This window comes from Gordonia sp. NPDC003425, from assembly GCF_053588635.1.
The window spans coordinates 20,590-34,630 of the sequence record NZ_JBSFQI010000009.1; the positions used below are offsets into that span (position 1 = coordinate 20,590).

The 14,041-nt window shown below is 66.0% G+C and carries 13 protein-coding genes; 5 read left to right on the top strand and 8 right to left on the bottom strand.

Features of this window, described 5'->3' with window-relative positions:
• Nucleotides 1-32 precede the first annotated feature (32 nt).
• Nucleotides 33-404, top strand: a complete 372-nt coding sequence (locus tag ACWDTD_RS12515) for a cupin domain-containing protein (protein WP_449747432.1) — start codon at nucleotides 33-35, stop codon at nucleotides 402-404.
• A 12-nt stretch (nucleotides 405-416) separates the two neighbouring features.
• On the opposite strand, the gene ACWDTD_RS12520 is transcribed toward ACWDTD_RS12515, so the two are convergent.
• Nucleotides 417-2,147 (bottom strand): proline--tRNA ligase, encoded by a 1,731-nt coding sequence (locus ACWDTD_RS12520; RefSeq protein ID WP_449747557.1) that lies wholly within the window; start codon nucleotides 2,145-2,147, stop codon nucleotides 417-419.
• Nucleotides 2,148-2,187: 40 nt separating this feature from the next.
• On the opposite strand from ACWDTD_RS12520, the gene yaaA reads away from it, so the two are divergent.
• Both yaaA and ACWDTD_RS12530 read left to right on the top strand, forming a co-directional pair.
• On the top strand, nucleotides 2,188-2,928 hold the full coding sequence (gene yaaA, locus ACWDTD_RS12525; RefSeq protein WP_449747433.1) for a peroxide stress protein YaaA: 741 nt from the start codon (nucleotides 2,188-2,190) through the stop codon (nucleotides 2,926-2,928).
• 94 nt (nucleotides 2,929-3,022) lie between these two features.
• Complete coding sequence (locus ACWDTD_RS12530; RefSeq protein WP_449747434.1) at nucleotides 3,023-3,226, top strand: hypothetical protein; 204 nt, start codon at nucleotides 3,023-3,025, stop codon at nucleotides 3,224-3,226.
• Here the strand turns inward: ACWDTD_RS12530 and ACWDTD_RS12535 are convergent.
• The 4 genes from ACWDTD_RS12535 to ACWDTD_RS12550 form a co-directional block, all read right to left on the bottom strand.
• Nucleotides 3,166-4,707: a DHA2 family efflux MFS transporter permease subunit gene (locus ACWDTD_RS12535; RefSeq protein ID WP_449747435.1), complete on the bottom strand. Its 1,542-nt coding sequence runs from the start codon at nucleotides 4,705-4,707 to the stop codon at nucleotides 3,166-3,168. The two genes, ACWDTD_RS12530 and ACWDTD_RS12535, sit on opposite strands and share 61 nt — an antisense overlap.
• A gap of 64 nt (nucleotides 4,708-4,771) precedes the next feature.
• Nucleotides 4,772-6,031 carry a uroporphyrinogen-III C-methyltransferase gene (gene cobA / locus ACWDTD_RS12540; protein ID WP_449747436.1) on the bottom strand — a complete coding sequence of 420 codons (1,260 nt, stop codon included), beginning with the start codon at nucleotides 6,029-6,031 and terminating at the stop codon, nucleotides 4,772-4,774.
• Between the two features lie 75 nt (nucleotides 6,032-6,106).
• Nucleotides 6,107-6,448, bottom strand: coding sequence for a hypothetical protein (locus tag ACWDTD_RS12545; RefSeq protein ID WP_449747437.1), 342 nt, complete (start codon nucleotides 6,446-6,448; stop codon nucleotides 6,107-6,109).
• Nucleotides 6,445-7,443, bottom strand: a complete 999-nt coding sequence (locus tag ACWDTD_RS12550) for an acyl-ACP desaturase (RefSeq protein WP_449747438.1) — start codon at nucleotides 7,441-7,443, stop codon at nucleotides 6,445-6,447. Before ACWDTD_RS12550 ends, ACWDTD_RS12545 begins: the two co-directional genes overlap by 4 nt.
• 200 nt (nucleotides 7,444-7,643) lie before the next feature.
• Between ACWDTD_RS12550 and ACWDTD_RS12555 the strand changes: the two genes are divergently transcribed.
• A complete protein-coding gene (locus ACWDTD_RS12555; protein WP_449747439.1) occupies nucleotides 7,644-8,336 on the top strand; it encodes a response regulator transcription factor in 693 nt (230 codons plus the stop codon).
• A gap of 155 nt (nucleotides 8,337-8,491) precedes the next feature.
• Complete coding sequence (locus tag ACWDTD_RS12560) at nucleotides 8,492-10,186, top strand: AIPR family protein (protein WP_449747440.1); 1,695 nt, start codon at nucleotides 8,492-8,494, stop codon at nucleotides 10,184-10,186.
• A gap of 102 nt (nucleotides 10,187-10,288) precedes the next feature.
• Here the strand turns inward: ACWDTD_RS12560 and ACWDTD_RS12565 are convergent, their stop codons facing one another.
• The 3 genes from ACWDTD_RS12565 to cobO are packed head-to-tail and all read right to left on the bottom strand — an operon-like array spanning nucleotide 10,289 to nucleotide 14,032.
• Complete coding sequence (locus ACWDTD_RS12565) at nucleotides 10,289-11,938, bottom strand: GAF domain-containing protein (RefSeq protein ID WP_449747558.1); 1,650 nt, start codon at nucleotides 11,936-11,938, stop codon at nucleotides 10,289-10,291.
• Nucleotides 11,938-13,404, bottom strand: coding sequence for a cobyrinate a,c-diamide synthase (locus ACWDTD_RS12570; protein ID WP_449747559.1), 1,467 nt, complete (start codon nucleotides 13,402-13,404; stop codon nucleotides 11,938-11,940). Before ACWDTD_RS12570 ends, ACWDTD_RS12565 begins: the two co-directional genes overlap by 1 nt.
• Before the next feature lie 10 nt (nucleotides 13,405-13,414).
• The gene (gene cobO / locus ACWDTD_RS12575; protein WP_449747441.1) at nucleotides 13,415-14,032 is read right to left on the bottom strand and encodes a cob(I)yrinic acid a,c-diamide adenosyltransferase; all 618 of its coding nucleotides are present in this window, start codon (nucleotides 14,030-14,032) and stop codon (nucleotides 13,415-13,417) included.
• Between the last annotated feature and the right edge of the window lie 9 nt (nucleotides 14,033-14,041).

A 14,041-nucleotide genomic window follows, 5' to 3' on the forward strand; every position in this document is an offset into this window, starting at 1 on the left:
GACGGCTCACGCTCTCCACCCGAGGAATGGTCATGGACGGTACATCCGACTCGCACGAAGGCGCGCACCAATCCGAACAGCCCGCCACGACAGGGATCACCATCGAGTTGCTCACCACGGTCGATCTCGGCGCGGAGATCGAGGGCATGGCCGGGCATGAGCTGCGGATGCGGAAAGTGACCATCGAGCCGGGCGGGGTCTTCGGTCCGGTCCACGATCACATCGGCCGCCCCGGAACCGTCTTCGTCCTGCAGGGAACGATCACCGACCACCGCGACGGCCGATCGGTCGAGTACGGTCCCGGCCCCGGCTGGCCCGAAGACCATGCGACGGTGCACTGGCTCGAGAACACCGGAACGATCCCCGCGGTGGAGATCTCGGTCGACATCGTGCGTCGGTCCTGACCGGGCCGCCGCCTACGCGCGCGTCGCGGCGGTGATGGCCTGCACGGCGTCGGCGACGGGAACCTCGGTGCTCTCACCGGTGAAGCGATCACGCAGTTCGATCACCCCATTGGCGTATCCGCGCCCCACCACCACCACAACCGGCATGCCGAGCAGTTCGGCGTCCTTGAACTTCACGCCCGGCGACGACTTGCGGTCGTCGAGCAGCACCTCGAGGCCCGCGGCGTCGAGATCCTCGGCGAGTTCGTTGGCGCCGGTGATCGCGGCGTCGTCTTTGTTCGCGATCACCAGGTGCACGTCGAACGGCGCCACCTCGCGCGGCCATCTCAGCCCCTTGTCGTCGTGGCACTGTTCGGCGATCACCGCCACCAGCCGCGACACACCCACACCGTAGGAACCCATCGTGAGACGCACCGGTTTGCCGTTCTCCCCGAGCACGTCCACCTCGAAGGCGTCGGTGTATTTCTGGCCGAGTTGGAAGATGTGCCCGATCTCGATGCCCTTGGCGGAAACCAGCGGCCCCTTGCCGTCCGGCGACGGGTCGCCGTCGAGGATCTGCGCTGCCTCGACGGTGCCGTCGGCGATGAAGTCACGGCCGGCGACGAGTCCCACGACATGCCGGTTGGGTTCGTCGGCGCCGGTGATCCAGGCGGTCCCGTCCACCACACGCGGATCGACGAGGTACCGGACACCGTTGGCCTGCAACGCTTTCGGGCCGATGTACCCCTTTACCAGGAACGGATTGGCGGCGAAATCGGCGTCGGTGAGCAGTTCCACCTCGGCAGGTTCGAGCGACGCCTCGAGCCTCTTGAAATCCACCTCACGGTTGCCCGGCACGCCCACACCGAGCAGTTCCCAGTCGCCGCCCGGTGCACGGACCTTGACCATGACGTTCTTGAGGGTGTCCCCGCCGTCGTAGGTGCCGTCGAGGGTCTCGTTGGCCCACGCCACCAGCGTCTCGATCGTGGTGGTGTCGGGGGTCTCGTGGACCCGGGCGGCGGGCAGTCCGTCGAACGGGATCGGTTCGGGTGCCGGCGTGATCACGGCCTCGACGTTGGCCGCATAACCCGACTCGACGCACCGCACGAAGGTGTCCTCGCCGACCTCGCTCTCGGCGAGGAACTCCTCCGAGGCGCTGCCGCCCATAGCGCCCGACGTCGCGGCGACGATCACATAGCTGACCTGAAGCCGCGCGAAGATCTTCTGATAGGCCTCGCGGTGGGCGTTGTAGGAGGCCTTGAGGCCGTCGTCGTCGAGGTCGAAGGAGTAGGAATCCTTCATGACGAATTCGCGGCCGCGCAGGATGCCCGCGCGGGGGCGCTCCTCATCCCGGTATTTGGTCTGGATCTGGTAGAGCACCACCGGGAGGTCCTTGTACGAGGAGTACTCGCTCTTGACCAGCTGCGCGAAGATCTCCTCGTGCGTCGGCCCGAGCAGCATGTCGGTGCCCTTGCGGTCCTTGATGCGAAAGAGGTTGTCGCCGTATTCGGTCCACCGTGCGGTGGTCTCGTACGGGTCGCGCGGCAGCAGTGCGGGCAGCAGGATCTCCTGGGCCCCGATCGCGTTCATCTCTTCGCGGACGACGTTCTCCACGGCCCGGAACACCCGCAGGCCCAGCGGTAGCCAGCTGTAGACGCCCGGGGCCACCCGGCGCACGTAGCCCGCGCGCACGAGCAGCTTGTGGCTGGGGACCTCGGCATCGGCCGGGTCGTCGCGCAGGGTGCGCAGGAACAGCGTGGACATCCGTGTGATCACGGTTGTCCAGCTTAGTTAAGGTATGCCGGTGCTCGTCATCCTGCCTCCCTCCGAGACCAAGTCCGACGGAGGATCGGGCGCGCCGCTCGACCTCGACGCGTTGTCCTTCACCGAACTCAACCCGGTACGCGAGCGGGTCGCCGACGGGCTCGTCGAACTCGCCGCCGACCTCGACGCCAGCCGCACGGCGCTCGGTCTCGGGCGCACCCAGCTCGCCGAGGTCGACCGCAACGCGGATCTGTGGCTCTCCCCCACGCGGCCGGCGATCGAACGCTACACGGGCGTGCTGTACGACGCGCTCGACCTCGGCTCGCTCACCAGGGCGTCGAAGGCGAAGGTCGCCGACCGCATCGCGATCGGGTCGGCGCTGTTCGGTGTGGTGCGGGCACATGACCCGATTCCCGCCTACCGGTTGTCGGGGGGATCGAAGCTACCCGGAATGCCGACGCTGACGTCGCTGTGGAAGCCGGCGCTGTCGGCAGCGTTGGACGCCGTGGACGACTTCGTGGTGGACCTACGGTCGGGGATCTACCAGCAGCTCGGCCCGGTGTCGGGGGCGGTCACCGCGACGGTGGTGACCGAGGCGCCCGACGGCAGCCGGAAAGTGGTGAGCCACTTCAACAAGCACTACAAGGGCCTCGTCGCACGAGAGCTGGTCCGCACCCGACGCAACGTGCGCGACGTCACTGCGTTGGCGTCAGTGCTCGCCGACGCGGGCCAACGTGTGGAGGTGACGTCCGCAACAGAGGTGACCGTCCTCACCGGTTGAGCGTGCCCACTTCCGCGTCGAGCGTGCCCACTTCCGCGTCGAGCGTGCCCACGTTTCCGTTGAGCGTGCCCCACTCGGCACGCTCGACAAGATTGTGGGCACGCTCGACAAGATTGTGGGCACGCTCGACAAGATTGTGGGCACGCTCGACAAGATTGTGGGCACGCTCGACGAGATTGTGGGCACGCTCGACAAGATTCTGGGCACGCTCGACGAGATTGTGGGCACGCTCGACGGTCAGGGGCTCTGCGCGGCGTCGGGGTCGAGGGTGGCGTTGGCTGCCTCTTGCGCGGCCTGACCCTCGGCCACCTCTTCGGGGGTGAATCGCATGAACATCACCACGGCGGCCGCGATCACGGCGATGCCCGCGCAGCAGGCGAAGGCGAGCCCGTAACCGCTGGCCTGGGCCGCGAGTTGGGTGGCGTTCATGGTCTCCACCGGAGCCGTGGTCCCACCCAGGGACAGCGCCCGCGACGTGACCATCGCGCCGACGCCGACCAACCCGATCGCGCCGCCGAGGTTCTGTGCGACCTGCGCGAGCGCGGTCAACGGCCCGATCTCGGTGGGTGCCACCCCGGCCACCACCGACAATGTGAGCGGAATGACCGCGAACCCGACGCCGAGGCCGATCACCACGACGGTGAGCCCGATCGACGGAAGGTAGGCGGGATCGCGCGTGGCGATGTGGGATGCGTACAGGCAGCCGACGAGGATGACGGCGCCACCGATCAGCACGAGCCAACGCGGCTGAATCCGCAGCGCGAGTTTCGACGCGATCGCCGCGGCGATGCCGAGCCCGAAGGCGAACGGCACCACGGCGAGTCCGCTCTGGATGGGCGAGTATCCGAGGATGCCCTGCAGGTAGAGCGAGATGAACACGGCCATGCAGGTCATGATCATGCTGGCGAGGAAGATCGCCACCAGCGCTGCCACCCGGCTGGTGTTGTCGAACAGCACGAACGGCAGGATCGGGTTCTTGGCGTGCCGTTCCACGATCACGAACGCGATCAGCGCCAGACCGCCGAGAATGAAGGAGCCGACGACGTGCGGGCGCGCCCAGCCGTTGGGGCCGTCGCTGACCGCGAGGACCAGCAAGGTGCAGCCGAGGGTCGCGAGTACCGCTCCCGGCACGTCGAGCGCCATGCGTTCACCCTGCGATTCGCGCAACGCGAAGATCGCGCCGACCGCGACCAGGATGCCGATCGGCACGTTGATCAGGAACACCAGCCGCCACGAGATCTGGGTGAGCACCCCACCCAGGATCAGGCCGGCCACCGAGCCCACGCCGGTCATCGCGGCGTAGATGGCGAACGCCTGACTGCGCGGCTTACCGGGCGCGAACGTGGTGGCGACCAGCGCCATGGCGGTGGGAGCCGCGACGGCCGCCGACGCGCCCTGCAACGCCCGACCGATCAGCAGGCTGGGTTCATTCCAGGCCAGACCGCACAGCAGCGATGTGGCAGTGAAGGCGAGCACGCCGAACATGAACATCCGTTTGCGCCCGAAGGTGTCACCGAGTCGTCCGCCCAGCAGCATCAGACCGCCGAAGGCGAGGATGTAGCTGGTGATCACCCAGTTGGCACCGGACTCCGAGAGCGACAGCGACGACCGGATGCTCGGCAGCGCCAGCGCCGCCACGGTGCCGTCGAGCACCATGAGCAGCTGCATGCCGGAGAGCACCAGGATTGCGGGCCCGAACACCGGTCGATACTGATCACCCTCGGGAGCCGCCGCGGTTGACATCACCGCCGCGTGCTTGGCTCGACCCTGTACCGACATACCGATCGACGCTACCGCCCGAAAAGGCAACTATGCCAATCCTCGTTGGCAAAATTCGTGATCATCAGGCATCGGCGACGTCGTCTGCGTCGGTGAACCCGGCCACCGCACCGATCACCACGATCGCCGGTGGCCGGAGATTCTCGCGGCGTGCGGTCTCGCCCGCGTGCGCCAGGTCGGTGCGGATCAACCGCTGCGTGGGCAGCGACCCGTTCTCGATCATCGCGACGGGCGTGTCGCCGGGTTTGCCCCCGTCCAGCAGCGCGTCGGCGAACACGTCCACCCGCTCGACGGCCATCATCAGCACGAGCGTGCCCCGCAGTCGGGCCATCACCGACCAGTCGACGAGCGACTCGGGATGTCCGGGCGGCACGTGGCCCGACGCGATCACCACCTCATGGGTCACGCCGCGATGGGTCACCGGGATGCCCGCGGATGCGGGCACTGAGATCGGACTGGTGATGCCGGGGACCACGGTGACCGGAATCCCGGCGGCGACGCAGGCCTGGAGTTCCTCGAATCCCCGCCCGTACACGTAGGGGTCGCCGCCCTTGAGCCGGACGACGAACTTGCCCTCGGCGGCCTTGGACACCAGCACATCGTTGATGGCTTCCTGTTTCATCGCACGCCCGTAGGGCACCTTGGCCGCGTCGATGATCTCGACCTGCGGTCCCAGCGAGGCCAGCAATTCGGCAGGGGCAAGACGGTCGGCCACCACCACGTCGGCGTCGGCGAGCAGGCGCAGACCGCGCACCGTGATGAGGTCCGGATCGCCGGGTCCACCGCCGACCAGCGCGACCCCCGGAGGGTGGGGGGCGTGCTCGACGACGAGGCTGCCGTCCGAGAGCGCCCGCGAGATCGCGGCCCGCAACGCCGCCGACAGGCGGTGGTCGCCGCCGGCGAGCACGCCGAACTGCACGTCGTGGTGCCGACCCGAGGCGGGGGTCACCGCGGTGCCCTTGCGGGCGTCGTCGGCGCGCACACAGAACGTGTGGCGCCGTTCGGCCTCGGCGACCACCGCTTCATTCACCGCGGGATCGTCGGTGCAGGCCATCGCGTACCACGCACCGTCGAGATCGCCGTCGACGTAGGCACGCCGATGCACCGTGATTCCGTGCATCGACTCGACTGCGGGCGTGGGGTCGAGCGCCACCACGTGCACGTCGGCGCCCGCCGAGACCAGATTCGGTAATCGGCGTTGCGCCACCGACCCACCGCCGACCAGCATCACGCGCCGACCGCGTAGGTCCAGTCCCGCCAGGTAGTGACCGGAATCGGGCGGCACTCCCACCGGTGGCGCGACGGGGATCGGGTCATCGGGCATGGCAACCGACCCTACCGGTCGCCGCCGCACCCCACCGGTCGGCGGGATCGACGGGACCGGATGGTCGGCGACCGGTCAGAGCGGCAGTTCGCCGGTGCGCCGGATGTAGGACCACACGTCGGCGGTGGGTACCCCCAACCGGTGCGCCGACGACTGCAGCAACGCACCCAAGAGCACCGAACTGCAGTACTCCCCCACCGTGGCGTCCGGGGAGTGGGTCCGAATCTCGTTCCACCAGGTGGGATTGTGGTTGACCGCGGCCTCGGCCATCGCGATCGCCTCGGCGAACCCCGGCAGCGTGCCGTTCTCGGCGGCTTCGGGACGCTCGCGAGACCCGCAGCACTCTTCGCGCGCATCGGACTCGGCGACTCCCGACGACTCGATCATGAGATTCACCCGCGTATCGGTGACGGTCACGCGCCCGCAGCCGCCTTCGCGGCCTCACGCGCGAGGGCTCGTTCGCGTGCCCGTTCGAACTTCTCCACCTTGACGTTGAGGCCTTCGAGGTACTCGGCGAGCTTCTCGCGGTACATCTCGCCGAGCGGACCGAAGTCGTCGCGCTCGAAGATCCGCCACTTGCGCAGCACCGGCATCACCACTTCGGAAAGATGCTGCGGCAGGTCGTAGATGCCGCCCTTGGCGATCAGCACGGCGTTACGGCGGAAGTTGGGCATCGTCGCGCCCGGCATCTGGAAGTTCGACACGATGCTGTAGATGGCGCACATCGCCTCATCGGGCACCAGGTCGAGCGCCCCGGCGACGATGTTGCGATAGAACAGCATGTGCAGGTTCTCGTCGGCGGCCACACGCTGCAGCATGCGGTCGGCGATCGGATCACCGCACGCCTTGCCGGTGTTGCGGTGGCTGACGCGAGTGGCCAGTTCCTGAAAGCTCACGTAGCTCACGGCGAAGAGCATGTCGAAGCTGTGGTCGCGTTGACCGTCGTCATCGGGCAGTGGGTTGAACCCGTGGATCATGTGGATCATGCGGGTCTCTTCGAGCTCCACCGGGTCTACACCGCGCGTCACCACCAGGTAGTCGCGCATCACGGTGGAATGCCGCATTTCCTCGGCGGTCCATCGACCCACCCAGTAGCCCCAGGCGTCGTCGAGGCTGAAGTTCTCGGCGATCACCCGGTGATAGGACGGCAGGTTGTCCTCGGTGAGCAGATTGGTGATCATCGCGGCCTTCGCGACCTCCGAGAGCTCCGACTGCTCTGGATCCCAGTCGATGCCGCCGAGCGCGGCGAAATTGCGACCCTCGTCCCACGGCACGTAGTCGTGCGGATGCCAGTCCTTGGTCATCTTCATGTGCCGCTCGACCTCGGTCTCACAGACCGGCAGCAGTTCTCGCAGTAGATCCGATCCTGTCATCCCGGTGTTGCTGGTTGCCGGTCCGATAAGGCTTGTCACGCGAATTCTCCTCGATGTCGATGTCGGTCGTGCCGTGCGGTGGCGGTGTGGCGACCGTGGCGCCGGATTTCCTCTCCCCCTGAGAACCCGGCAGCTACCACCCTTGCGCGTGACGCATGTGACGTGAGTGAGACCAAAGTCCTGAATCAGGGGGGACCGACGTCGCGAGAACGATTCGTCGCTCCGGTATTTTCATGGGTATGCCCGCGGATCTGCCCTCTGCCCAGCCCTCGTCGGACGACCAAGCGCCACCGGTGCGTGTGTTCCTGGTGGACGATCACGAACTCGTCCGGCGTGGTCTGCGCGACCTGTTGAGCACCGCCGACGACATCGAGGTGGTGGGCGAGGCGGCATCGGTGGGTGAGGGACGCGTGGGAATCCTCGCGGCCAAACCCGATGTGGCCGTGCTCGACGTACGGTTACCCGACGGCAACGGCGTGGAGTTGTGCCGGGATGTGCGGGCCGAGGACCCGGCCATCGGATGCCTGATGCTGACCAGCTATGCCGACGACGACGCCCTGCTGGCCGCCGTGCTGGCGGGAGCCTCCGGCTTCGTGCTCAAGCAGATCCTGGGCCACAACCTGATCGCCGCCGTGCGCACCGTGGGCCGTGGCGGCTCGCTGCTCGACGACCGCAGCACCGCGGCACTGCTCGCGAGACTGCGGGACGGCAAGGATCAGACCGCCGATCCTCTCGCCGAACTCACCCATCAGGAACGTGAGGTGTTCAACCTCATCGGCGAAGGCTTGACCAATAGGCAGATCGCCGAGCGGATGTTCTTGGCGGAGAAGACCATCAAGAACTACGTCTCGCGGATTCTCGCCAAACTCGATATGCAGCGCCGCACCCAGGTGGCGGTGATGGCCACCAAGATCCGCGACGGCAAGGCCTGAGTGCGCGGCCCGCTGCTGCCCGCCGGCGCTGCGAGAGATCCCGCCCGGCCACGGTGTGTCCGGCCAGGTCAGCGGCACTGAAGTGTCAGGGTGGTCCCCGATACCGTATAAATCACAGCTCAAGCCTGGGAGCGGATTCGCTGAAGGAGCACCAAATGGGTAACGCCTCTACCGACGACACCACGTGGGATAGCGCCTATCAGGCAATGTCTCATGACTTCAAGCTTGGTTCTGACGGTCTTGGGGTGTTTGCCATCAACCTCAGATTCGGACTGGACGACATTCAGGCCATAGCCGCTGAGTCGATCACAGGTGGTGGCGACGACAAGAAGTGTGACGTCTTGTATGTGGACCGAGAGCGTCAGATAGCTGTTGTTGCACAGTGTTACGCGTCCGAAAAGAAAAAATCTTCAGCGCCAGCAAATAAGGCTTCAGACCTGAATACCGCACTTTCGTGGATTCTGGGAGCCGATATAGACACTCTGCCTCTGGGACTTCAAGGTAGAGCCGAAGAGTTACGCAGCGCGATCGATGACGGAGACATCAAACAATTTCACATCTGGTATGTGCACAACCTTCCTGAATCGTCGAATGTCGAGAAAGAACTCAAAACTGTTGAGCAAACGGCACAACGCCTCCTCGAACAGCGCGACATCAACATTTTCTCGAGCGAAATAGGAAACTCGACATTAGAAAATCTCTATCAACAAGCAGAACGCACCGTAATAGTTACCGACTCCTTGCAGACCGTGGTTCCCGATGCGGTGGAACTCGAGGGTAAAAACTGGGCATCTGTAGTCACGACAGTAAAAGGCACTTGGCTATTCGATTTGTTTGCCAAGTACGGGCGAGATCTATTCTCCGCTAATGTCCGCGGCTACCTCGGCTCCCGGGAGTCGGATTCAAACATCAACAACGGGATAAAGAAGAGCGCGGAGCTGAGTCCCGGAGACTTCTACGTTTATAACAATGGCGTTACAGCATTGGTTCTCGACTATACGCTCGGGCGGCGTCAACGCGGAAGGCGCAATCTTTCGATAACAGGGATCTCGATCGTCAATGGCGCACAAACCACAGGATCACTAGGAAGTCTACCCTCGAGACCCGACAACTCCCTTGACGTACCAATACGGTTCATTAAGTCCACTGATGAGACTCTAATGGAGAACGTCGTGCGGTTCAATAACTCGCAGAACAAGATTCAGGCCGCTGACTTTCGTAGCACAGACTCAATTCAAGAAGCCCTTCGGCGCCAGTTCCAGGCAATACCGGACGCCGAGTATGAGGGTGGACGCCGTGGAGGCGCGAGCGATGCTATTAAACGAAGCAAGAACGCACTGCCTTCGTACACTGTAGGCCAAGCGCTAGCCGCTTTCCACGGAGATCCAGTAACTGCGTACAACAAGAAGTCGGACATCTGGACGAGCGAGAAGTTATACCGCCAATTTTTCACCGAACGGACCACTGCGCGCCACATCGTATTCTGTTACTCACTTCTTGATACCATCAACCAACGTAAGATCGATCTAACCGGCAAGCAGCGAGAAGAACCCGACTCACTGACTGAGCAGGAGAAGGTGCAGCTCGAGTTTCTCAGCAAAAAGGGCGCACCTTTCTTGATAGTTTACTGCATCTCCCAGACGATTGAAACTATTCTGGGGCGAAGAATCGCAAACCGATTTGACGTCCATTTCAAGGCAAACCTGTCACCAATTGACGCTACGAAGATATGGGATCCAGTTCTTAACGTTATCCTCTCGTTGTCCAAGCAATTAGATGGAGCTTTCGTGCGCAACAGAATTTCAAACGAGGGAATCAGACAAACCGTCCCTATCTTTAGGATTGATTAACTCTCTGGCCGAAGTGCAGCGCCCAACATTCAGCCAGTTTGCGAAATCCGTCGAGGTCGCCGCAGGCTGACTTGCCGTCCGGTTGCAGTGTTCACCAGCCGGCTAGGCCAGCGGAACCGACCAGGTCAGGGTGGTCCCCGACGACTTCGCGCCGCGCACTTTCGGATTGGTCACCACGGTGAAGGTGCCGTCGCAGTCCTCGGCGCGACGGGTGAGGTTCTCCAATCCGCGGTAGGTCACGTCGGTGCCGATGCCCACCCCGTCGTCGGTGATCTCCACCGAGAGGACGTCGTCGGCGCTGACCGACACCGCAATGTGTTCGGCGTGCGCGTGGCGCAGCGCATTGGAGAGTCCCTCGCGCAGCACGGCGTCGATGTGCGGGCCCAGCGTATCGGGCACCACGGTGTCCACCGGCCCCTCGAACTGCACGCTCGGCGCGATCGGGGCATGCACCGACAGTTCGGAGACGATGTCGAGCACGCGGCGCCGAAGGGTCGAGGTGTCGTGGTGGCCCGCCACGGTCTGCAGGTCGAAGATCGATGTGCGGATCTGCGCGATGGTGCGGTCGAGGTCGGTCATCACCTGTTCGAGCCGCTCGGCGACGGCGGCATCGGCGGCTGCCGAACCGGGCCGGGCCTGCGCGGCGAGCATCGTCTGGATGGACATGCCGATCGCGAACAGCCGCTGGATGACGTGATCGTGCAGGTCCCGCGCGATGCGGTGACGGTCTTCGAGCACTTCGAGGTCGCGGGCCACCTCCTGCTGCTCCGCATACACCACCGCCAGCGACACCACCTCGGCCACACCGGCAAGCCCGGAAACCTCCTCGGGTTCCCACGCGGGGCGTCGGTGATGGGTGATGAGCACCCAGCCGAAGGCCCCGGCGGCACGGTGCAGCGGTTGCACGGTGGTCCAGGTGGATCCGCCGCGCGCGAGTTCGGCTGAGATGTCGGCGGTGGGCACGACGGTCATGTCGGTGCCCGAGGGCAGGCGCAGCGCGTTCGGGTCGATGTCGGCACCGGTGTTCCCGCGCAGTTGCCGGTCGCCGGTGACGTCGGTGACGATGAGCACGTCGGCGGGTCCGACGAGTTCGGCGACGTCGGTGCACATGCGATTGAGGGTGTCCTCCAACGCGATTCCGGCCAGCGGCTCGGAACCGCGGCGCACCAGGATCTGCATCCAGCGGTGCCGTGTGCGAGCGCGTTCGAACAGCTGCGCATTGTCGACGGCGATTCCGGCGGCCACCGCGAGGACCGCGATCAGTGTTTCATCGAGCTGGGAGAACTCGGTCGCCGACCGCTTCTCGGTGAGGTAGATCCGCCCGAAGATCGCGCCGCGGATGATCACCGGAGCGCCCAGGAAAGTGGTCATGGGCGGGTGATGTGGAGGGAAACCGACCGATGCCGGATGATCGGCGAGGTCGGGGATGCGGAGGATGTGCGGGTCGTCCATGAGGACGCCGAGCACCCCCCGGCCCACCGGGAGCTCGCCCATGCGGGCGCGTTGTTCGGCCGAGATGCCGGTGTAGACGAAGGCACTGAGCCCGCCGTGGGGGCCACGTACGCCCAGCGCCCCGTAGCGCGCGTCGACCACTCCGACGGCGACCTCCACGATGCGTTGCAGCGCCTGGTCGAGTTCGAGCCCGTGACCCACCACGAGGACGGCCTCGAGTAGTTCGCGCAGAATCTCGGGGTCGTCGACCCCGTACTCCTGGAGGGCGTCGAGCGCCTCGCCGAGTCCTTGCGACGGCATCATGGAGTTCCTCTCCCGGCGCCGGCTGCGGCGACGAATCGCTCGACGGCGCCCGGAACCGCGGCGGGGTGCACGTGCAGGTACGACGCGTGGATCGCGCCGTGAGCCACGCCGTGCACTCCGGCACGCCCCCGATGATCCTGCCACGCCCACGCCGGCGGGGTGGCGCATCCGTATTCGACGTCGCTGCGGTGGAATTCATGACCGGTGACCCGTTCGCCGGACCGGTAGAGCACCGAGTCCGATGCGGCCACGGCATCCCGGTAACCCAGGGTGAGGGTGGGACCGAACCGGCCGACCGCATCGAGTACGCCGGCCATCGGGTGACCGTCGAGTTCTGTTGCCAGATAGAGCAATCCGGCACACTCCGCGTGAATGGGCCGTCCGGCACGGGCATGGTCGGCGATATCGGACCGTAGTGCCACGTTGGCGGCCAGGCGTTCGGCGTGTTCCTCGGGAAAGCCCCCGCCGACGACGAGCGCGGCGGTGCCGTCGGGCAAGCGGTCGACAAGGGGGTCGAAGCCGACGACGTCGGCGCCCGCGGCGCGGAGCAGTTCGGTGTGTTCGGCGTAGCCGAAGGTGAAGGCGGCGCCGCCCGCGACGGCAACCACCGGGCGAGCAGCAGTCGCAGCGCGGCTACCCGGCGCGGCATCGGTGCGCATCGCGGCGATCGCGTCGGCCGCCGACCACGGTGCCACCGGGAGGCCCGTGCGTCGCCGGGCGATGTCGACGATCGCCGGCAGATCGAGTGCCGCACCGACGATGTCGGCCATCGCCTCCACCGCCGCGATCGCATCGGCAGAGCGTTCGGCGGCCGGGATCAGACCCAGATGACGCGACGGCACCTGCAGACGCGCATCACGACGCAGCACACCGAGCACGGGCAGACCGGCACGGGCGCACGCCTGCCGCAGGACCGCCTCGTGACGCGCCGAACCGACCCTGTTGAGGATCACCCCCGCGATCGGCACCGACGGCTCGTAGGCCGCGAATCCGTGCAGCAGCGCCGCCAGCGACTGGCTGTGTCCGGCGGTGTCGACGATCAGCACGATCGGCGCACCGAGGATCGTCGCGACGTGCGCGGTGGACCCGATCCCCACGGGGTCGGTGTCGGCGAGATCGGATAGCGCGCTGTCGGGGCCGTCCCCGGCCGGCGGTGTGATGCCGGTGATCCTGCCGTCGAAGAGCCCCATCACGCCCTCCACCACGGCGATGTCGGCGCCTGCGCACCCGGCGTCGAAGAGCGGTGCGATCAGGCCGGCGCCGGTCAGATTGGGATCGAGATTGCGTCCCAGACGGCCCGCGGCAAGCCCGTGATAGCCGGGGTCGATGTAGTCGGGCCCCACCTTGAACGGCGCCACCCGGTGCCCGGCCCGGCGCAGCGCACCCATCAAACCGGTGCTCACGGTGGTCTTGCCGCTTCCGGAGGCCGGTGCGGCGAGAACCACGGTGGGAACGCGATTCACGGCCACCGGGTCACCATTCGATACCCTGCTGGCCCTTGCGTCCGACGTCCATCGGATGAGCGACCTTGCGCATCTCGGTGACCAGGTCGGCGGCGTCGACCAGACGATCGGGCGCGCGGCGTCCGGTGATCACCACGTGCTGGCGTCCGGGTCGCGAGTTCAGCACATCCACCACCTCGGCGGTGTCCACCCACCCCCAGTCGAGCGGGTAGGTGAACTCGTCGAGCACATAGAAGTCGTGCTGCTCGGACGAAAGGCGTCGGGTGATCTCCGCCCATCCGGCGCGGGCGGCTGCGGCGTGGTCGTCGCCGGCTTCGGCGTTGGATCGCAGCCACGACCAGCCCTGCCCCATCTTGTGCCATTCGACGGGGCCGCCGACTCCGCTGCGTTCGTGCTCCGCGCCGAGCGCCAGCATCGCCGACTCCTCCCCGACCCGCCATTTGGCGCTCTTGACGAACTGGAAGACCACCACACTGAGGCCGGCGTTCCACGCGCGCATCGCCATCCCGAAGGCTGCGGTGGATTTGCCTTTTCCGTCGCCGGTGTACACAGCGAGCACCGGCTGTCGGCGACGCTGCCGGGTGGTCAGCCCGTCGTCCGGCACCGTCGTCGGAACTCCTTGCGGCACAGTACTTCT